This window comes from Burkholderia pseudomultivorans, from assembly GCF_902499075.1.
GTDB classification, from domain to species: Bacteria; Pseudomonadota; Gammaproteobacteria; order Burkholderiales; family Burkholderiaceae; genus Burkholderia; species Burkholderia pseudomultivorans.
On record NZ_CABVPP010000005.1, the window covers coordinates 118,361 to 136,995 of the forward strand.

An 18,635-nucleotide genomic window follows, 5' to 3' on the forward strand; every position below is an offset into this window, starting at 1 on the left:
CGGTCGCGCGGATTTTATTTCGGACAATGAATCAGGTAGCCTGATAAATAACGGTTCACGATCCGATCACGAAAAAAGATGCCGCGCATGCGTTCCCGCCTGGCGCGCCACTCAAGGTCTGGAGACGAAATGGATACATCCGTTGCCGCAAGGCCGTCCGTCGCGACGACGCTCGGTCTGTGTTTCGCGATCGCGCTGCTCGAAGGGCTCGATCTGCAGTCGGTCGGCGTGGCCGCGCTGCGCATGGCCCATGAATTCGGGTTGACCGTATCGCAGATGGGGCTCGCGTTCAGCGCAGGCACGTTCGGCCTGCTGCCGGGCGCGATGCTCGGCGGCTGGCTGGCCGACCGGGTCGGCCGCAAGCACGTGCTGATCGCATCGGTCTGCCTGTTCGGGCTGCTGTCGATCGCGACCGCGCAGGTGTCGAGCTTCGCGATGCTGGTCGTCGTGCGCGCGCTGACCGGCCTCGGGCTCGGCGGCGCGATGCCGAACCTGATCGCATTGTCTTCCGAAGCCGTCGATGCCCGCTCGCGCGGCAGCGCGGTCGCGGTGATGTACTGCGGCATTCCGTTCGGCGGCATGATCGCGTCGGTGATCGGCGTGCTGCTGGCCGGCGACGCCGAATGGCGGCACATCTTCTACGTCGGCGGCGTGGGCCCGCTGCTGCTCGCGCCGCTGTTGCTCGCGCTGCTGCCGGAATCGCGCGCGTTCCTCGACGTCAGCGCGTCGGGCGGCGCGCGCCTGGGCGTGGCGCAGACGCTGTTCGGCGGCACGCGCACGGGCACCACGCTCGCGCTCTGGCTCAGCTACTTCTGCACGCTGATCGTGCTGTATTTCCTGTTGAACTGGCTGCCGTCGCTGATGGCCGCGAAGGGGCTGGCGCGCAGCCAGGCCGGCATCGTGCAGATCTTTTTCAATATCGGCAGCGGGCTCGGCGTGCTAGGCATCGGCATGTCGATGGACCGGATCCGGCCGTCGCGCGTGGTCGGCGGCATGTACGCGGGGATCGTGCTGTCGCTCGCCGCGCTCGCGATCGCGCCGGGGCTCGTGTGGCTGTCGGCGGCCGCGTTCGCGGCCGGGATGTTCGTCGTCGGCGGGCAGTCGGTGCTGTATGCGCTCGCCGCGATGTATTACCCGACCGCGATGCGCGGCACCGGCGTCGGCTCCGCGGTGGCGGTCGGCCGGCTCGGCTCCGTGGTCGGGCCGCTCGCCGCCGCGCAGCTGCTCGCGACGGGCCGCAGCGGGTCGGCCGTGATCGGCGCGAGCATCCCGGTGACGCTGGTCGCCGCCGTCGCCGCGCTGGTGCTGATCCGGCGGCCGCAGGCCCGCGACTGAATTTCCCGCGGTTCAACCCGAGCGCCGTCAGAGCGCGATATCGACGCAGGTCTGGAGACATCTACCATGAAGCACACCAAAGCCTTGCTGGCGGCCGGCGCATGTGCGCTCGCCGCGACCGGCGCGCACGCGCAGTCCAGCGTGACGCTGTACGGGATCATCGACACCGGCGTCGAATTCGTGTCGCACGCGAACGCGGCCGGCGACCACGTGGTGCGCATGCCGGGCGTGACGGGCGAACTGCCGTCGCGCTGGGGGCTGCGCGGCGCCGAGGATCTCGGCGGCGGTTATCAGGCGGTCTTCACGCTCGAGAGCGGCTTCAACGTGCGCGGCGGCGATCTCGGGCAGGGCGGCCGGCTGTTCGGGCGGCAGGCCTTCGTCGGGCTGAAGGGCGGCTTCGGCACGCTCGCGTTCGGCCGCCAGTACACGATGACCTATCTCGCGCTGCAGGGCGCCGACATCATCGGTCCCGACATCTACGGGCTCGGCTCGTTCGATGCGTATGTGCCCAACGGCCGCGCCGACAACGCGGTGACCTACGTCGGCAGCTATCGCGGCGTGACGTTCGGCGCCGCGTATTCGTTCGGCCGCGACGGCGCGGGCACCGGCAACTCGCCCGGGCAGGGCACCTGCGCGGGGCAGGTGCCGGGCGATGCGGTGCAGTGCCGCAACTGGTCGGTGATGCTCAAGTACGACAGCGCGTATTTCGGTGCGGCGGCGTCCTACGAGGAACAGCGCGGCGGCACTGGCGCGGCCGCGAACTTCTTCGACGGCGTCGCGCCGGTCGCCTTCACGAACAGCGGCGGCAAGGATGCGCGCGTGCACGTGAGCGCGTATGCGCAGGCAGCGGGCGCGCGCATCGGCGCGGGCTGGATGGGCCGGCGCGTGTCGACCGGTTCGCCGGCCGCGGCCGGTGCGCGTTCGGACATCTTCTTCGCCGGTGCGTCGTATGCGGTCAAGCCCGACTTCATCGTCGACGGCGAAGGCTACCGCGTCGTCAACAGCGCGCACGACACGCGCGCGACGATGGCCACGCTGCGCGCGACCTATCTGCTGAGCAAGCGCACGGCCGTCTACGCGCAATCGTCGTATCTGTGGAACAGCGCACATGCGCGCTACGCGGTCAGCGGCGGCGGTGCCGGCACGACGCCCGGCGAAGGGATGGGGCAGCTCGGCGCGATGGTCGGCGTGCGGCACATGTTCTGATCCGGCAGTCTGACGAACGGGAGCAATCTTGGACGCAAAATTGGCATTCCTCTGCGTCGCGCCACTGTCGGCCGCGATGCTTGCCGGCTGCGGCGGCGACGATACGGTCGGCGCCACGCCGACGCACCTGAGCGCCGCGACGCCGGCCGCGATGACCCAGACCTGCGACGCGCTCGCCGCGAAGCTCGCGTATCCGGATACGTCGTTCACGACGGTGACGACGGCGGCCGCCGGCGCGCTGACGGTGGCCGGCAAGCCGATCGCCGAGCACTGCGTGATCGAAGGCCGGATGAACGAGCGCGTGAGTCCGGTGGACGGCAACACCTATGCGATCGGTTTCGAGATGCGCCTGCCGAAAGCGTGGAACGGCCGCTTCTTCTACCAGGCGAACGGCGGGCTCGACGGCAACGTCGTCACGGCAACCGGCGAGATCGGCGGCGGCGGCCCGCTGACCGACGCGCTGAACATGGGCTTCGCGGTGATCAGTTCCGATTCCGGGCACAGTGCCGCGCAGAATCCGCTGTTCGGCGTCGATCCGCAGGCGCGGCTCGACTATGGCTACCACGCAGTCGATGCGCTCACGCCGATGGCGAAGCAAGTGATCCGGCTCGCGTACGGCAAGGCGCCCGATCGCAGCTATTTCGGCGGCTGTTCGAACGGCGGCCGTCACGCGATGGTCACGGCGGTGCGCAACCCGGGCGACTACGACGGCATCATCGCCGGCGATCCGGGCTTTCACTTGCCGAAGGCGGCCATCGGCGAGATGTATGGCGCGCAGCAGTTCGCGAAGATCGCGTCGGCGACCGGATCGAACGGCTTGCCGGATATTCGCAGCGGCTTCACCGATGCGGAGCGGCAGTTCGTCGGCGCGCGGATTCTCGACAAGTGCGATGCGCTCGACGGCGCGGCCGACGGCATGGTGCAGGACGTCGCCGCATGCCAGGCGCACTTCAGCATCGACGCGGACATCCCGACCTGCGCGAACGGCACGCGCACGGGGTCGTGCCTGACCGCCGCGCAGAAAACCGCGCTCGGCAACGTGTTCGCGGGCGCGCGCAACAGCGCGGGCACGGCGCTCTATGCGAGCTTTCCGTACGACCCGGGCGTGGCCGGCAGCGGCTGGGCTGCATGGAAGCAGTCGAATTCGGTCACGCTCGATCCGGCCGCGATGGCGTTCACCTTCATGACGCCGCCGAAAACCGCCGCGACGCTCGCGAACCTCGCCGGCTTCGCGCTCGGCTTCGACATGGACAACGATGCGCCGGCGATCTTCGCGACGAACGGCGTGTACACGCAATCCGCGTGGTCGTTCATGACGCCGCCCGACGAGACCGACCTGTCCGCGCTGAAGTCGCGCGGCGCGAAGCTGCTCGTCTATCACGGCACCGGCGATCCGGTGTTCTCGTTCGACGACACGCGCGACTGGTACGCCCGGCTCGCGCAGGCGAACGGCGGCGACGCAACGGATTTCGCGCGTTTCTATCCGGTGCCCGGCATGAATCACTGCTCGGGCGGCCCGGCGGCCGACCAGTTCGACTTGCTGACGCCGCTCGTCGCGTGGGTCGAGCAGGGACAGGCGCCCGCCGCGATCGTCGCTACCGCGCGCGATGCGACGAGTGCGGCGCCGAACGCGGACGTGCCCGCGTCGTGGGGCGCGGGACGCACGCGGCCGCTGTGCCCGTATCCGCAGGTCGCGCGCTACAGCGGTTCGGGCGACCTCGATTCGGCAGCGAACTTCAGTTGCCGCTGACGTAGCCGTCGATGGGAGACGGCCGGCGCATGCGATCGTGCGCCGGCCGTTTCACTGCCGCATGCGCTCATTCGCCGGAGTCGACCGGCACCTCGAGCCCGACCTTCACGCGGCTCATGCTCACCAGCGTCTTGAAGCGCTTCACGTTGTTGTTCGCGAAGAACAGCTCGCGCGTGAGCGCGTTGTACTGATCCATGTTGCGCACGGCCAGGATCAGCACGAAGTCCCATTCGCCGGTCACGTAGTAGCACTGCTGGATCTGCGGGCAGCGTTCGAAGGTTCGCTTCATCGCGTCGAGCTGGTCGATCTGCTCGCTCTCGACCTCGACGTTCACGACGATCGTCAGCGGATGATCGACCTTCTCCGGCGCGACGACGGCCGTATAGCGCTCGATCACGCCGTCTTCCGCGAGCCGTCGCAGGCGGCGGTTCACCGCGGCGGTCGACAGATTGACGCGCGCGCCGAGTTCGTTCTGCGGCGTCTGCGCGTCGCGCTGGACTTCCATCAGCAGCTTGCGATCGAACGCATCGAGTGGGGTAGGCATGATGGCGCGGCGACCTCGAAAGAATGAGAAATTTTTGCGTCCGGCACGCCGATTTGGCGATTTTATTGACCGACCTGCGCAATATTATTTTTCGGACCGACGGCGAGCGCAACCCGTACGCGCCCGCACCGCATCCACCGCCGGGCCGCGCGCGCGGCCTTTTACCGGAGCCCCATCCCGCCATGCTGATCGCCAATCCGCGCGCGTCGCGCACCGCCTATCCCGACACGCTGCGCCGCATCATGAACATTGCCGCGGCCGATGAAAGCGGCGCGTGGCTGTCGCACTGGCCGCTCGTCGGCGCCGCGCGCACGCCGCTGCGCGACCTGCCCGACCTCGCCGCGCGGCTCGGCGTCGCGAGTGTGCGCGTGAAGGACGAGGCATGCCGCTCGCCGCTCGGCAGCTTCAAGGCGCTTGGTGCACCGATTGCGCTGATGCGGCTCGTGAAGCGGCTGCGGCGCAGCGAGGATCTCGACCCGCAAGGGTTGATCACGGGCCGTTACGCGGCGTCGCTGGCCGACCTCACGGTGATCAGCGCGACCGACGGTAATCACGGTCGCGCGCTGGCCGCCGCCGCGCGCGCGATCGGCTGCCGCTGCGTGATCGTGCTGCACGCGCACGTCGATGCGGAGCGCGAGCGCGCGATCGCCGCCTACGGCGCGCGGATCGTGCGGATCGCCGGCAATTACGACGAATCGGTCGTGCACGCCGCGCAGCTCGCGGACGCGAACGGCTGGCACGTGGTGTCGGATACGTCGTACGACGGCTACGAGGCGATTCCGCGCGACGTGATGCAGGGCTACGGGGTCATCGCGGCCGAAGCGCTCGCGCAACAGCGGGCGGACGACGACGGCCGGCCGTTTACGCACGTGTTCCTGCAGGGCGGCGTGGGCGGACTCGCGGCCGGCGTCGCGAGCTATCTGTGGGAGCGCGACGGCGCACGGCGGCCGCACTTCATCGTCGTCGAGCCGCGCCAGGCCGACTGCCTGTACCAGAGCGCGCTCGCGGGGCATGCGTCGAAGGCGACCGGCAGCGTCGATTCGGTGATGGCCGGGCTCGCGTGCGGCGAGGCATCGCCGCTCGCATGGGATTTCCTCGAGCCGTGCATCGACCACTTCATGCTGATCGACGACGACGACGCGGTGCACGCGATGCGCGACCTCGCGGCCGGCAGCGAGCGCGACGTGCCGTTCGTGTCCGGCGAATCGGGCGCGGCCGGCATCGCGGGGCTGGCCGTGCTGATGCGGGACCCGGCGCGCGCGCGGCAGGTCGGGCTCGACGCGCATTCGCGCGTGCTCGCGATCAACACGGAAGGCGCGACCGCGCCGTCCGTCTACCGGCAGTGCGTCGGCGACACGGCCGATGCGGTGCTGGCGCGGCAGCGCGACTGGCTGAACCGGGCGGCCGCGACGGCCTGAACGAACCGAACGACATGACGACCGACGAGGCAGGCACGATGGACGCAACGGAAGAAACCACGCTGCAAGGGCGGCTGACAACCTGGCGGCGGCATCTGCACCAGCATCCGGAGACGGGTTTCGAGGAAGTGAACACGTCCGACTACGTCGCGCGCATCCTGACGACGCTCGGGCTCGACGTGCATCGCGGCATCGGCGGCACGGGCCTCGTCGCGAACCTGACGACCGGCACCGGCACGCGCGCGATCGGCATCCGCGCGGACATGGATGCGCTGAACATCGCCGAGCACGCGCCGGGCCGCGACTACGCGTCGCGCACGCCGGGCAAGATGCACGCGTGCGGGCACGACGGCCACATGTCGATGGTGCTGGGCGCCGCGCAGCTGCTGGCCGAGCGCCGGGACTTCGACGGCACGGTGCGCTTCATCTTCCAGCCGGCCGAGGAACACGGCCGCGGCGCGAAGGCGATGATGGCCGACGGCCTGTTCGAGCGTTTTCCGGTGGACGCGATCTTCGGCGCGCACAACATGCCGGGCATGCGCGCCGGCACGTTCTCGACGCGCGCGGGCGGCATCATGGCGAGCGAGGACAACTTCACGATCCGGATCGACGGGCGCGGCACGCATGCGGCGCGGCCGCAGATGGGCATCGATCCGATCGTGATCGGCGCGCAGGTCGTGCTCGCGCTGCAGACGATCGTGTCGCGCAATCTCGACCCGGGCGCGCAGGCGGTGATCTCGTGCACCGAATTCATCACGGACGGGCTGCGCAACGTGATCCCGTCGACGGTGACGATCAAGGGCGACACGCGCAGCTATTCGCGCGACGTGCAGGCGCTGCTGGAAACGCGCATGCGCGAGATCGCCGAAGGGATCTGCCGCACGCATGGCGCGACGTGCACGTTCGAGTACACGCACGAATTCGCGCCGACGGTGAATTCGCCGGAATGGGTCGGCACGGCCGTGCAGGCCGCGACGCGAGTCGCCGGCGCCGACGCGGTGAACGCCGACGTGCAGCCGATGATGATTTCGGAAGACTTCGGCGCGTTCCTGCAGGCCGTGCCCGGCAATTTCGTGTTCATCGGCAACGGCGAAGCGGCCGGGCGCGGCGGCGTGCCGCTGCATAACGCGACCTACGATTTCAACGACGACATCCTGGCGGTCGGTGCGCGGTATTTCGCGGAAGTGGCGCGGCTCGCGCTGCGCGCGGCGTAAGCGCCGCGTTCCGGGGCGCCGCGCGCGGGCGCGGCAGGGCCGTCACGCTTCGGCCGTGCGCTGGCCGGGCGCGTCGGCCGTGCCCGTGGTTTTGTGCAGGATCGCCAGCACTTCGCGCGCAGTGTTCTCCGAATGGCTGCGCAGGATCTGCGGCAGCGCCGCGCGGCCGGGATCGGCGAGCGCGGCCATGATCGCGTCGTGCTCGTGCAGCGATTCGGCCCAGCGCAGCGTGTCCGCGTTCGCCGCGCCGCGCGCACGGTGCACCTTCGACATCAGCGACGCATAGATGCCCGACAGCACCGGATTGCCGGCCGCGTCGACGATCATCTGGTGAATCTGCTGGTTCAGCCGGAAATACTCGATGCGCTTGCCGGCTTCGTGGCACTCGACCATCCGCCGGTGCTTCGCCTGCAGCGCGGCAAGCGTCGCCGCGCCGAGCCGCTGCCGCAGCAGTTCGCCGGCCATCGCCTCGAGGCCGTGCAGCAGCTCGAACGTCGCGGCCAGATCGTCGAGGTCGATCGACGCGACGCGATAACCGATGTACTGGCGGTGCGTGACCGCCCCTTCCGCGACGAGCACCTTGAGCGCTTCGCGCAGCGGCGTCTTCGACACGTCGAATGCGAGGCTGAGTTCCTTTTCGTCGATCCGCGCGCCGGGCGGCAGTTCGCCCTCGTCGATCATCACGCGCAGGCGCGCGGCGATCTCGGCGGCCATGCCGCGCGTGCGCAGAAGCAGGGGATTGCGGGGTGTCTGGCTCATGGTGGTGCAAGCTTATCACGATCACGGTGCAGCCAGCTGTGTCGATATCGTAAACATAATTCCAATAAAACCAATCGTTTACACCATGTGTAATTATAAATTTCTAATCCTATACTCGGCTCAACGTTGCGCGACGTCCCGACCATCCTCGTTCAATCCTGGAGTCCGTCCATGTCTTCAACCTCCGGTGTCGCCGCCCTGACGGTCGGCAAGTCCGCCGTCCGCTGGAAGATATTCGTCGTGATGCTGAGCCTGATCGCGATCAACTACGTCGATCGCGCGTCGCTGTCCGTCGCCATGCCGTACATCTCGCAGGAGTTCGACATCGGGCCTGCGATGGAGGGTCTGATCCTCAGTTCGTTCTTCTGGACCTACGCGGTGATGCAGATCCCGGGCGGGATGCTGGCCGACCGCTTCAAGCCGCGCATCGTGATCGCGACGGCGACCGTGTTCTGGGGCTTCTTCCAGGCGATCGCCGCGCTGTGCACGAACGCGCCGGCGTTGCTGCTGACGCGCCTCGGCCTCGGCGCGGCCGAAGCGCCGATCTATCCGGCCGGCGGCAAGCTCAACGCGATCTGGATGACGCAGACGGAACGCGGCCGCGGCGCGACGCTGCTCGACGGCGGCGCGCCGCTCGGCGCGGCACTGGGCGCGGTGCTGATCGCCGGGTTGATCGCGCTGCTCGGCTCGTGGCGCCTCGCGTTCGCGGTGGCCGGCGTCGGCACGGTGCTCGCGGGCCTGCTCGCGTGGTGGTACATCCGCAATACGCCGCGCGAACATCCGGGCGTCAACGACCTGGAAGCCGAGTACATCGAGGCGTCGCACGCGAGCGACCTCGCCGCCGAGCCGGCGCACGCGTCGGGCCGTTCGCGCGATTTCTTCCGGTACCGCTCGGTGTGGTGCATGTTCTTCGGCTGGATGTGCTTCAACAGCGTGTTCTACGGGCTGCTCACGTGGATGCCGAACTACCTGCACAAGGTGCACGGCTTCGACATCAAGCAGATGGGCGGGTCGAGCTTCATCATCTTTTTCAGCGGCTTCGTCGGCGAACTGCTCGGCGGCTGGATCGCCGACAAGTGGAAGGCCGCGGGCGGCCGCCCGAACGTCGTGATGCGCACGCTGTTCGGCATCGCCGCGCTGGTCGCCACCGTGTCGATCTTCTCGGTCGCGTATGTGAAGAACCCCGTCGTGGTCGTCGCGCTGCTGTCGTCGACGCTGTTCTTCCTGCGCTGGTGCGGGCTGTACTGGTGCATTCCGTCGTCGCTCGGCACGCGCGACAAGATCGGCTTCCTCGGCGGCTTCATGAATCTCGGCGGCAACATCGGCGGCGTCACGGTGCCGATCGTCGTCGGCGCGATCGTGCAGTTCACCGGTTCCTACTTCCTCGCGCTGATGGTGTTCGCGGCGGCCGGCGTCGGCCTGCTCGCATGCTCCAGCGCGATCGACTACGAAAACAAGCTCCCGGTCTGACCGACCGTTTCACTGGTAGAGAGAAAACCCATGAAGAAACGTACCCTGCTCGGCATGCTCACGCCGTCCTCGAATACTTCGCTCGAACCGCTGACGAGTGCGATGGTCTCCGGCCTGCCGGGCGTGTCCGCGCATTTCGCGCGCTTTCCGGTCACCGAGATCTCGCTGACGGGCGAGGCGCTCGGCCAGTTCGACGACGACAAGATCATCCAGGCCGCGATGCTGCTCGCCGATGCGAAGGTCGACGTGATCGCGTGGAACGGCACGTCGTCGGGCTGGCTCGGCTTCGAGGCCGACGAGCGGCTGTGCCGGCGGATCACCGAGGCGACCGGCATTCCGGCCACGACTTCCGTGCTCGCGCTCAACGAGATCCTGCAGAAGTCGAACGCGCACGAGTTCGGCCTCGTCACGCCGTATCTCGACGACGTGCAGACGAAGATCGTCGACAACTACCGTCGTTCGGGCTTCGACTGCATCGCCGAGCGCCACCTGAACCTGAAGGTCAATTTCTCGTTCTCCGAAGTCACCGGCGACGAGATCGGCAACATGGTGCGCGAAGTCGCGGCGGCCGGCCCGCGCGCGATCTCGATCTTCTGCACGAACCTGAACGCCGCGCATCTCGTGCCGGCGCTCGAGGAAGAGACCGGCATTCCGATCTACGACACGATCTCGACCGTCGTGTGGAAATCGCTGCAGCTTGCCGACTACGACACGCGGCAGGTGAAGGGCTGGGGACGTCTGTTCAGCGAAGTGATCTAGGACGCGCCATGTCGAACGATCTCGATTTCGTGATCCGTCGCGCGGACGTCGTGACCGCGTCGGACCGCTTCTCGTGCGACATCGGCATCCGCGCCGGGCGCGTGGCGATGCTCGGCCACGGCCTGCCGCGCGCGCCGCGCGAGCTCGACGCGACCGGGATGCTGGTGATGCCGGGCGGCGTCGATGCGCACTGCCACCTCGACCAGCCGATGCCGGACGGGCTGCGCATGGCCGACGACTTCCTGTCCGGTACGCGCTCGGCGCTGTGCGGCGGCACGACGACCGTGATCCCGTTCGCCGCGCAGGCGAAGGGCCAGTCGCTGCAGGCGGCCGTCGACGACTATCACCGGCGCGCGCAAGGGCGCGCATTGATCGACTACGGCTTTCACCTGATCGTCGCCGATCCGACGCCGCAGGTGCTGGCCGAGGAACTGCCGCGGCTGATCGCGAACGGCTACACGTCGTTCAAGGTGTACATGACCTACGACGACCTGAAGCTGAACGACCGGCAGATGCTCGACGTGCTGTCGGTGGCGCGTGCGCACGGCGCGCTCGTGATGGTGCATGCGGAGAACTCGGACTGCATCGGCTGGCTGACCGAGCGGCTGCTCGGCGACGGACACGTCGCGCCGCACTTCCACGCGCACGCGCGGCCCGCGGTGGTCGAGCGCGAGGCGACGCATCGCGCGATCGCGTTCGCGGAGCTCGTCGACGTGCCGATCCTGATCGTGCACGTGTCGGGCGCCGAGGCGATCGAGCAGATCCGCTGGGGACAGTCGCGCGGGCTGCCGATCCTCGCGGAAACGTGCCCGCAATACCTGTATCTGACGGCCGCCGATCTCGGCCACCCCGGCGATGACGGTTACGAAGGCGCGAAGTGCGTCTGCAGTCCGCCGCCGCGCGATCCGGCGAACCAGCAGGCGGTGTGGAAGGCGTTGCAGCAGGGCGTGTTCTCGGTGTTCTCGTCCGATCACGCGCCGTTCAACTACGACGATCCGTGCGGCAAGCATCCGGGCGGTCAGCGCGTGTCGTTCGACCATATCCCGAACGGTATTCCGGGCCTCGAAACGCGGCTGCCGCTGCTGTTCGACGGCGTGCGCAAAGGGCGCCTGTCGCTGCACCAGTTCGTCGAGCTGACGTCGCTGCGGCCCGCGAAGCTGTACGGGCTGTATCCGCGCAAGGGGACGATCGCGGTCGGCGCCGATGCCGACATCGTCGTGTGGGATCCGGACCGGCGCGTGCGGATCGCGAATGCGTCGCTGCATCACGCGGTCGACTACACACCGTACGAAGGCGTCGACGTGACGGGCTGGCCGCGCCATTGCCTGTCGCGCGGCGAACTGCTCGTCGAGGACGGCCGGCTGCTCGCGGCCGAGCCGGGGCGCGGGCAATTCCTGCCGGCCGGCAAGCCGTGCCTCGACTGATGGCGGGCGCGCCGCGCGGGCGGCGCGCACCCGTATTCAAAGGAGCAACGATGAGCGTTTCCCACGCAATGCGCGGCCTCGCGGCCGCCGCGATCGTCGCCGGTTCGTGCGCCGGCCCGGCATTGGCGGCCGGCGACGCGCCGCAGGACATGCCGAGCGTCGTGCCCGAATCGGTCGGCGTGGATTCGGCGCCGCTCGTGCGGCTGTCGGCGTGGCTGCGTCGCGAGCGGATGGACGTGCGCAGCCTCGTCGTCGTGAAGGACGGCAGGATCGTGTTCGAGCGCTACGGCGACGGCCTGTCGCGCGACAACAACTACGAGCTGTATTCGGTGACGAAGACGGTCACCGCATTGCTCGCCGGGATCCTCGACGGCGAGGGCAAGCTCGGCCCGTCGACCAAGGTCGCGCCGCTGATCGCGGCCGCGCGGCCCGATCTCGCGGGAGAACTCGCGGACAAGCAGGACATCGAGCTGCGGCACCTGATGTCGATGTCGAGCGGGCTGCGCTACACGACGCGCGAAGGCACCGATCCGCTGTACTACGACGCGCCCGACCGCTTGCGCGTCGCGGTGACGAGCCGGGCGGCGACGGCGCCGGGCGCGCGTTTCGACTATATCGACGTGAATCCGGTGCTGGCCGGCGCGGCCGTGTCGATCGCCGCACGCGAGCGCGAGGACGTGTTCGCGCGCCAGCGGCTGTTCGAACCGCTCGGCTTCGCGCATTACCGCTGGACCGGCGCGGACGGCACGGGCGCGGTGGCGGGCGGCTGGGGGCTGCGGCTGCGGCTGCGCGCGGTCGACATGGCGAAGATCGGCATGCTGCTGCTCGACGAAGGCAAGTGGAACGGCAGGCAGGTCGTGCCCGCGGGCTGGATCCGGCAGATGACGACGCCGTCGCAAGCCGCAGCCGACTACGGGTATTACTGCTGGATCCATCATGTGGTCGAGCAAGGTACGCCCGAGTTTGGCGCAATGGGCTTCAAGGGGCAGTTCATCACGGTGCTGCCCGCGCAGCGCGCGGTCGTCGTGATGACGAGCCTGCTGCCGACCGATGGCGGCCTGCGCGATGCCACGTATCTGAACTTGTATCGGCGCATGGTCGGCGACTACATCCTGCCCGCGCTGACGCCCGCGCAGCCGCCGGTCGAGCGTGCGGCCACGACGCAGGCGCTGCGCGACGAACTGGCGCTCAGCCGGCAGACGCAGGGCGTGCCGGGCACCGCCGCCGCTTTCAACGACGCGCCGGGGATTTGATGAGGATGGCAGAGATGAATGCCCGATCGATGGTCGTGCCGGGTGCGAGTGAGAGTGTGCGTGCGTCGCGTGCCGTGCCCATGATGCGTCGGCTGCTTGCGCGAATGGCGACGCTGCTGATCGGCAGCGGCGCGCTTGCGCCGGCGCTGGCAGCGGCGCAGCCGGCCGACGTGCCGCCGCCGCTGAACGAAACCGGCATCGAAGTCGCCGCGCCGGAGGCGGCCGGTGTCGATTCGCGCAAGCTCGTCGAGCTGTCGCGATGGATACGCGAACAGAAGCTCGACGTCTACAGCCTGCTCGTCGTGAAGGACGGCAAGCTGATCTTCGAGCGCTATGGCGCGCACGCGTCGCGCGATGCGACCTACGAGCTGTATTCGGTCACGAAGGCCGTGACGTCGCTGGTCGCCGGCATCCTGGTCGATCAGCGCGCGGTGCGGCTCGACGAACCGGTCGCGGCGCGGCTCGCCGCATGGCGTCCCGACTTGCGCGACGCGCTCGCGGACAAGCGCGACATCGAACTGAAACACGTGCTGTCGATGTCGAGCGGCCTGCATTACGACTTCAGCCCGAAGGACGATCCGATCTACTACACCGCGCCGGACCGGCTGAAGCTCGCCGCGTCGGCGGCGCCGAAGGTCGCGCCCGGCACCGTATTCGAGTACACCGACGTCAACCCGATTCTCGCGTCGGCGATGCTGAGTGCGGCCGCCGGCGAGCCGGTCGAGCGCTATGCGCAGGCGCGGCTGTTCGAGCCGCTGGGCATGCAGCGCGCAGCCTGGGAACGCGCGGACCGCACGGGGCTCGTATCGGCCGGCTGGGGCTTGCGGCTGCGCGCGATCGACATGGCGAAGATCGGCATGCTGGTGCTCGACGGCGGGCGCTGGCAGGGGCGGCAGGTCGTGCCGCAGGCGTGGATCGCGCAGATGACGTCGCCGCGTGTGTCGCCGCATTTCGGCTATTACTGGTGGATCAACAACATCGTCGAGAGCGAGCCGGAATTCGACGCGATGGGCTTCAAGGGGCAGTTCATCACGGTGCTGCCGAAGCGCAATACGGTGGTCGTGATGACGGGCGTGCTGCCGATCGACGGCGGCCTGCGCGATGCGCAGAACGTGAAGCTGTTCCGCCGGATGGTGAACGGCTACATCCTGCCGGCGCTCGACGGCGGTGCCGACGTGCAGGCGTCGGACGACGCGCAGGCGGCGTTGCGGCAGGAACTCGCGGCGAGTGCGCACGCCGACGGCGTGCCGGGCACGCAGGTCGATCCGACCGATCTGCCGAAGTGAGCGGCGCGGCGGTGCGCATCCGGCCTTCGTCCGGCCCGTATGACCGGCGAGCCGGATGCGCACACGCTCAGGCCAGTTCGCCCAGGCACGCGTCGAACTGCGCGACGAGGCGGTCGACGTCGTCAGCCGTCGTCTGCGGGCACACGAGCATCATGTTGTGGAACGGCGTGATCAGCACGCCGCGATTCAGCAGATACAGATGCACGATGTGCTCGAGTTCGCTGTCGAGCTGCGCGCCGGCGATCGTGCCGTTGATCGGCGGCGTCGGCGCGAACTGGAACTCGGTGCGCGCGCCGATGCGCGTCACGCACCACGGCAGCGCGTGTTTCGCGATCGCCTGTTCGAGCCCGGCCGCGAGCCGCGCGGCGAGTTCGAACATGTGCGCGTAGGCCGCGTCGGTCGCGACTTCGGCCAGCGTCGCGCGCATCGCATGCATCGCGAGCATGTTCGCGGTGAGCGTCGTGCCTATCCCCGAATGGCCGGGCGGCGCGTTCAGCTTCGCCTGCTTCGCGCGCTCCGCGAATTCGGCGCTGAATCCGTACACCGCGCACGGCACGCCGCCGGCGATCGGCTTGCCGACCACCAGCATGTCGGGTTCGAGGCCGTGTGCGACCGCATAGCCTCCGGGGCCGCTGCTGATCGTATGCGTCTCGTCGATCACCAGCAGCGTGCCGTAGCGGCGCGTCAGCGCGCGTGCGGCGTCCCAGAAGCCCGGTTCGGGCAGCACCATCCCGATGTTCGTCATCGCGGGTTCCGCGAGCACGCACGCGACGTCGCCGCTCTTCAGCGCCGCTTCGAGCGCCGCGAGATCGTTGAACTCGACGACGCGCGTGTTCGCGAGCAGGTCGTACGATTGCCCGAGCAGGCTGTCGCGCTGCACCGGGCGGCCGTCGACGAGATCGACGAAGACGTCGTCGACGGTGCCGTGATAGCAGCCGTTGAACACGACGATCGTGTTGCGGCCGGTGGCCGCGCGCGCCCAGCGCAGCACGAAGCGGTTCGCGTCGCTCGCGCTCAGCGCGAACTGCCAGACCGGCAGCCGGAAGCGGCGTGCGAGTTCGCGCGACACCCACGCGGCGTCCTCGCTCGGCAGCATCGTCGTATAGCCGCGCGTGGCCTGCTCGACGAGCGCGCGCGCGACGGGTTCGGGCGCATGGCCGAACATCGCGCCGGTGTCGCCGAGGCAGAAGTCGACATAGCGATGACCGTCGACATCGGTAAACGTCGCGCCGCGCGCTTCCTTCACATACAGCGAAAACGGCGTCGACCAGTCCTGCATCCAGTGCAACGGCACGCCGAAGAGCAGATGCTCGGCCGCTTCCGCCGACAAGGCGCGGGAGATCGGCATGGCTTCGGTGAATGCACGGCGCTCGCGGTCGAACAGCGCGCGGGCGCGGATGAGGTCGACTCCGTGACGGGAACGCAAGTTGGGCTCCTGGGCTGTGAAGATGACGGACACGATAGCGCGGAGCGCGGGGGGCTGAACAGGGGCGGAATCACCGACGCGGGAGGGGATGCGCGATATCTTTTTTAAAAGTTTTTGCGCATAAACCGGCGAAGGGCGGCGTGGGCCGTTGCATCGAACGTGGGTGTGCGCTCACGTTGGCGAGGTGCCGAGTCTGGCCGGTTCGTGGTTCCGGTTGCCGTGCCGTACCGCGGCGGCGGCTTCGACGTGGTTTGCGGCGGACGCCTATGTTGCTCGCATGGCGAGTGAGCGGGCGCTCGCTCGTCTACATCGGACCTTCGTTGCCGGCCCCGATCGCATTAAGCGAGCGTCTTCACCATGTGATGTTCGTCGTAGAAGCGGCCATCGACGAACAGCGAACGCGGCTCCGTGCCGAACCGGACGAACCCTTGCGATGCATACAGCCGCTCCGCGGTGCCGTTGATCGCGTTGACGCACAGCATCAGCTGGCGGCAGCCCCAGGCTTGCGCCGCATGCGCGGTCGCGCTGTCGAGCAGCGATTGCGCGATGCGGCGCCCGCGATACGCGGGGTCGACGAACACGCCCCAGATCGTCGCCTTGTGCGCGACCTTCGCGCGCGCATCGCGGCGCACGCCGGTGATGCCGACGAGCGTGTCGCCGTCGAATGCGCCGAACACGGCCTGCGTGTGCGTCGGCGTGAGCCGTGCCGCGAATTCGTCGATCGGCACGAGCGCTTCTTCGTCGCGGGTCGGCAGGAACGAGGTCGGCGACGTGTCGACCGCGCGCAGGCGCAGGGACTGGAACGGGGCCGCGTCGGCGGCGTCGAGCAGGCGGATCGTGATCATCGTGTTGTTGTGTCGTTGTGTCGAGGATGCGGCAGAGGCCGGAATCTGCGGCGCGATGCGCGGCAGGGCAGGGTCATGCTAAACGGAAACGGGGCGGGGTGCTGTGGGGGCTGGGAGGGGGATGCGGGGGGCGGGCGCGGGGCGCGGAGCGGGCGCGCGGCATGACATCGCGAGTATGGACGCGCGCCGCGAGTTGTCCTGCGGCGCACGTCGTTCGCAATACGGCCAGCCGCGTGGTTCAGATCGCATCGCGCGGCCGGTGCGCGTCGTCGTCGAAGCAGCACGCGGGCACGTCGGCGTCGATGTGGCCGAGGCTCGGGTGCGGCGTATCCGATTCCGCTGTCGAAATACAGGCTGAACACGAATTGCTCGCCGCCATGCCGGACGTTATCGGCGAAGCCGGATCGCTCGCGAGCATTCCGTACGCGTAGTCCCGTGTGCCGTAGGCCATCTGTCGGCCGCCATGAATGCCGATGTCATGTCACCGGCGAGCGCGGCAGAACAGCGTGTCGAAGTCGAGCGTGAGCGCCGCGAGTTGTCGCAGGTCGGCGCGACGTCGTCGCACCGGGACAATTGCGCGAGAGGCAGACCGCGCACAGGCGCGCCGATCGTCTGACGATCGAGTTGCGTCGGAGCGGTATGGGTGGAGGGTGGAGCGAAACGTGGGAGGCAGCGAGGCGCGATGTCGACGCCGGCGCGCAACGGCGGTATCGAAGCCGCGTCGCGCCGATGCGAAGCATCGTGCGCGACGTCATCCGCTCGGCCTCGCAGAAACCGGCGATCAATACCGCGACAACTGATTCCCGTCGATGCGCACGCGGTCGCCCGGCCGCAGGTCGCCCGGCGACTGCACGTCGAACGAGCGCGACGAGCCGTCGCTGACCTGCACGTCGATCCGGTAGCCGCTCGGCGGCTGGGCCGCGCCCATCTGCTGGCCGATCTGGTTGCCGGCGACCGCGCCGCCGAGCGCGCCGATCACGGTCGCCGCATCGCGGCCATGGCCGCGGCCGACCTGGTTGCCGAGCACGCCGCCGATCAGCGCACCGACCACCGTGCCCGCGACGCCCGACGGGCCGACCGAGCTGTTGATCGGGCGGATGTTCGCGATCGTGCCGTACTGCGTGCCGTAGCCGTTTCCGTATTGGCCGCCGTATTGATTGCCATACTGGTTGTACGGTTGCGAACCGTATTGCTGCTGCGCATCGTATGGCGACGGCGCCTGGTTCGGATACGCCGGCTGCTGCTGCACGTAGCCAGGTTGCGAATACGCGGGCTGCGCATAGCCGGGCGTCGCGTATTGCTGCTGCGGATAGCCCGGTTGCGCGCCGTACGGCGCGTAGCCCGGCGCGACGCAGGCGGTCAGCGGAAGCGCCGCCACGGCGACGAGCGAGGCGAACAGAACGGTCTTCGTGGAGGGCATGCGCATCATGATGTTTCCTGCATCGGCAACGTGTCCGCCAGCGGATTGCCGGCGGAGGGCGAACTCGGCGTGAGTATAAGGAATGGCCGCAGGCAAGTCCGGTGCAGGCGGGTAACAACGTGTAAAGTCTGTTGCCGCGTAAATCGCGGGCGGCGCGCGGTGTCGAAACGAGGAGCGGGAGGCGTGGCGCGGCATGCGTTTACATCATCGCCGCCGTGAGTCCGCGGTCGGCAATGGGCGTCGGCGCGCCGCATGCGATCGTCACGTCGGGGCGGCATCGGGTGTCGCCTCCTCGTTCGCTCGTCGCGGTTGTCGCCGCCCGCTCCGATCGGACCCCGGGTTTTTTCCATACCCGCCGGCCCGTCCCGCCACGCATCGCGAAATCGAATGCGCGGCATCGCGACATTTAATTGGCCTCGGACCGTGTCGTCCGATATCGTGACCGGATTCCCTGCCAACGGTCGCGCCGCGCCGGCTGCGGTTCCTTCCCCTGTCCGCGTCGGCGTCGCGCAGCGACCGCCCCACA

General features: G+C 68.7%; 16 protein-coding genes. 10 read left to right on the plus strand and 6 right to left on the minus strand.

The genetic code is table 11. The features are described 5' to 3' along the window. Positions 1-129: 129 nt before the first annotated feature. The 3 genes from mhpT to BST28156_RS06205 all read left to right on the plus strand — a co-directional run bounded on the left by mhpT (position 130) and on the right by BST28156_RS06205 (position 4,291). The gene (gene mhpT / locus BST28156_RS06195) at positions 130-1,335 is read left to right on the plus strand and encodes a 3-(3-hydroxy-phenyl)propionate transporter MhpT (RefSeq protein WP_174901719.1); all 1,206 of its coding nucleotides are present in this window, start codon (positions 130-132) and stop codon (positions 1,333-1,335) included. Positions 1,336-1,401: 66 nt separating this feature from the next. Then, positions 1,402-2,541 (plus strand): porin, encoded by a 1,140-nt coding sequence (locus BST28156_RS06200; protein WP_040130782.1) that lies wholly within the window; start codon positions 1,402-1,404, stop codon positions 2,539-2,541. A 28-nt stretch (positions 2,542-2,569) separates the two neighbouring features. Next, the gene (locus BST28156_RS06205; protein ID WP_174901720.1) at positions 2,570-4,291 is read left to right on the plus strand and encodes a tannase/feruloyl esterase family alpha/beta hydrolase; all 1,722 of its coding nucleotides are present in this window, start codon (positions 2,570-2,572) and stop codon (positions 4,289-4,291) included. Between the two features lie 67 nt (positions 4,292-4,358). On the opposite strand, the gene BST28156_RS06210 is transcribed toward BST28156_RS06205, so the two are convergent. Then, on the minus strand, positions 4,359-4,835 hold the full coding sequence (locus tag BST28156_RS06210) for an Lrp/AsnC family transcriptional regulator (RefSeq protein WP_174901721.1): 477 nt from the start codon (positions 4,833-4,835) through the stop codon (positions 4,359-4,361). A 182-nt stretch (positions 4,836-5,017) separates the two neighbouring features. On the opposite strand from BST28156_RS06210, the gene BST28156_RS06215 reads away from it, so the two are divergent. Continuing rightward, on the plus strand, positions 5,018-6,253 hold the full coding sequence (locus BST28156_RS06215; protein ID WP_174901722.1) for a diaminopropionate ammonia-lyase: 1,236 nt from the start codon (positions 5,018-5,020) through the stop codon (positions 6,251-6,253). 14 nt (positions 6,254-6,267) lie between these two features. Further along, on the plus strand, positions 6,268-7,467 hold the full coding sequence (locus tag BST28156_RS06220; RefSeq protein WP_254596348.1) for a M20 aminoacylase family protein: 1,200 nt from the start codon (positions 6,268-6,270) through the stop codon (positions 7,465-7,467). Between the two features lie 42 nt (positions 7,468-7,509). Here the strand turns inward: BST28156_RS06220 and BST28156_RS06225 are convergent, their stop codons facing one another. Further along, positions 7,510-8,226, minus strand: coding sequence for a GntR family transcriptional regulator (locus BST28156_RS06225; RefSeq protein WP_060240411.1), 717 nt, complete (start codon positions 8,224-8,226; stop codon positions 7,510-7,512). A 171-nt stretch (positions 8,227-8,397) separates the two neighbouring features. Here BST28156_RS06225 and BST28156_RS06230 point away from each other — a divergent pair, with 171 nt between their 5' ends. From BST28156_RS06230 to BST28156_RS06250, 5 genes are all read left to right on the plus strand, one after another. Continuing rightward, entirely contained in the window at positions 8,398-9,696 is a 1,299-nt protein-coding gene (locus BST28156_RS06230) for an MFS transporter (RefSeq protein WP_060240413.1), read from the plus strand. A gap of 30 nt (positions 9,697-9,726) precedes the next feature. Further along, on the plus strand, positions 9,727-10,455 hold the full coding sequence (locus tag BST28156_RS06235; protein WP_174901723.1) for a maleate cis-trans isomerase family protein: 729 nt from the start codon (positions 9,727-9,729) through the stop codon (positions 10,453-10,455). Positions 10,456-10,463: 8 nt separating this feature from the next. Then, a complete protein-coding gene (gene hydA / locus BST28156_RS06240) occupies positions 10,464-11,879 on the plus strand; it encodes a dihydropyrimidinase (protein WP_174901724.1) in 1,416 nt (471 codons plus the stop codon). Positions 11,880-11,929: 50 nt separating this feature from the next. Then, a complete protein-coding gene (locus BST28156_RS06245; protein WP_174901725.1) occupies positions 11,930-13,132 on the plus strand; it encodes a serine hydrolase domain-containing protein in 1,203 nt (400 codons plus the stop codon). 83 nt (positions 13,133-13,215) lie between these two features. After that, positions 13,216-14,418, plus strand: a complete 1,203-nt coding sequence (locus BST28156_RS06250; RefSeq protein ID WP_174901763.1) for a serine hydrolase domain-containing protein — start codon at positions 13,216-13,218, stop codon at positions 14,416-14,418. A 67-nt stretch (positions 14,419-14,485) separates the two neighbouring features. On the opposite strand, the gene BST28156_RS06255 is transcribed toward BST28156_RS06250, so the two are convergent. From BST28156_RS06255 to BST28156_RS06270, 4 genes are all read right to left on the minus strand, one after another. Then, entirely contained in the window at positions 14,486-15,844 is a 1,359-nt protein-coding gene (locus tag BST28156_RS06255) for an aspartate aminotransferase family protein (protein WP_174901726.1), read from the minus strand. Positions 15,845-16,182: 338 nt separating this feature from the next. Next, entirely contained in the window at positions 16,183-16,689 is a 507-nt protein-coding gene (locus tag BST28156_RS06260; RefSeq protein WP_009694510.1) for a GNAT family N-acetyltransferase, read from the minus strand. A 238-nt stretch (positions 16,690-16,927) separates the two neighbouring features. Continuing rightward, positions 16,928-17,140 carry a hypothetical protein gene (locus tag BST28156_RS34655; RefSeq protein WP_009694509.1) on the minus strand — a complete coding sequence of 71 codons (213 nt, stop codon included), beginning with the start codon at positions 17,138-17,140 and terminating at the stop codon, positions 16,928-16,930. 330 nt (positions 17,141-17,470) lie between these two features. Continuing rightward, the gene (locus tag BST28156_RS06270) at positions 17,471-18,118 is read right to left on the minus strand and encodes an outer membrane lipoprotein (protein WP_059513019.1); all 648 of its coding nucleotides are present in this window, start codon (positions 18,116-18,118) and stop codon (positions 17,471-17,473) included. Between the last annotated feature and the right edge of the window lie 517 nt (positions 18,119-18,635).

Excerpts from the sequence above, each read along its gene's own strand:
- BST28156_RS06260 (WP_009694510.1), bottom strand. The coding sequence starts at position 16,689 with ATGATCACGATCCGCCTGCTCGACGCCGCCGACGCGGCCCCGTTCCAG.
- BST28156_RS06225 (WP_060240411.1), bottom strand. The coding sequence starts at position 8,226 with ATGAGCCAGACACCCCGCAATCCCCTGCTTCTGCGCACGCGCGGCATG.
- BST28156_RS06230 (WP_060240413.1), top strand. The coding sequence starts at position 8,398 with ATGTCTTCAACCTCCGGTGTCGCCGCCCTGACGGTCGGCAAGTCCGCC.
- hydA (WP_174901724.1), top strand. The coding sequence starts at position 10,464 with ATGTCGAACGATCTCGATTTCGTGATCCGTCGCGCGGACGTCGTGACC.
- BST28156_RS06210 (WP_174901721.1), bottom strand. The coding sequence starts at position 4,835 with ATGCCTACCCCACTCGATGCGTTCGATCGCAAGCTGCTGATGGAAGTC.
- mhpT (WP_174901719.1), top strand. The coding sequence starts at position 130 with ATGGATACATCCGTTGCCGCAAGGCCGTCCGTCGCGACGACGCTCGGT.
- BST28156_RS34655 (WP_009694509.1), bottom strand. The coding sequence starts at position 17,140 with ATGGCCTACGGCACACGGGACTACGCGTACGGAATGCTCGCGAGCGAT.
- BST28156_RS06220 (WP_254596348.1), top strand. The coding sequence starts at position 6,268 with ATGACGACCGACGAGGCAGGCACGATGGACGCAACGGAAGAAACCACG.
- BST28156_RS06245 (WP_174901725.1), top strand. The coding sequence starts at position 11,930 with ATGAGCGTTTCCCACGCAATGCGCGGCCTCGCGGCCGCCGCGATCGTC.
- BST28156_RS06250 (WP_174901763.1), top strand. The coding sequence starts at position 13,216 with ATGCGTCGGCTGCTTGCGCGAATGGCGACGCTGCTGATCGGCAGCGGC.
- BST28156_RS06215 (WP_174901722.1), top strand. The coding sequence starts at position 5,018 with ATGCTGATCGCCAATCCGCGCGCGTCGCGCACCGCCTATCCCGACACG.
- BST28156_RS06235 (WP_174901723.1), top strand. The coding sequence starts at position 9,727 with ATGAAGAAACGTACCCTGCTCGGCATGCTCACGCCGTCCTCGAATACT.
- BST28156_RS06270 (WP_059513019.1), bottom strand. The coding sequence starts at position 18,118 with ATGATGCGCATGCCCTCCACGAAGACCGTTCTGTTCGCCTCGCTCGTC.
- BST28156_RS06200 (WP_040130782.1), top strand. The coding sequence starts at position 1,402 with ATGAAGCACACCAAAGCCTTGCTGGCGGCCGGCGCATGTGCGCTCGCC.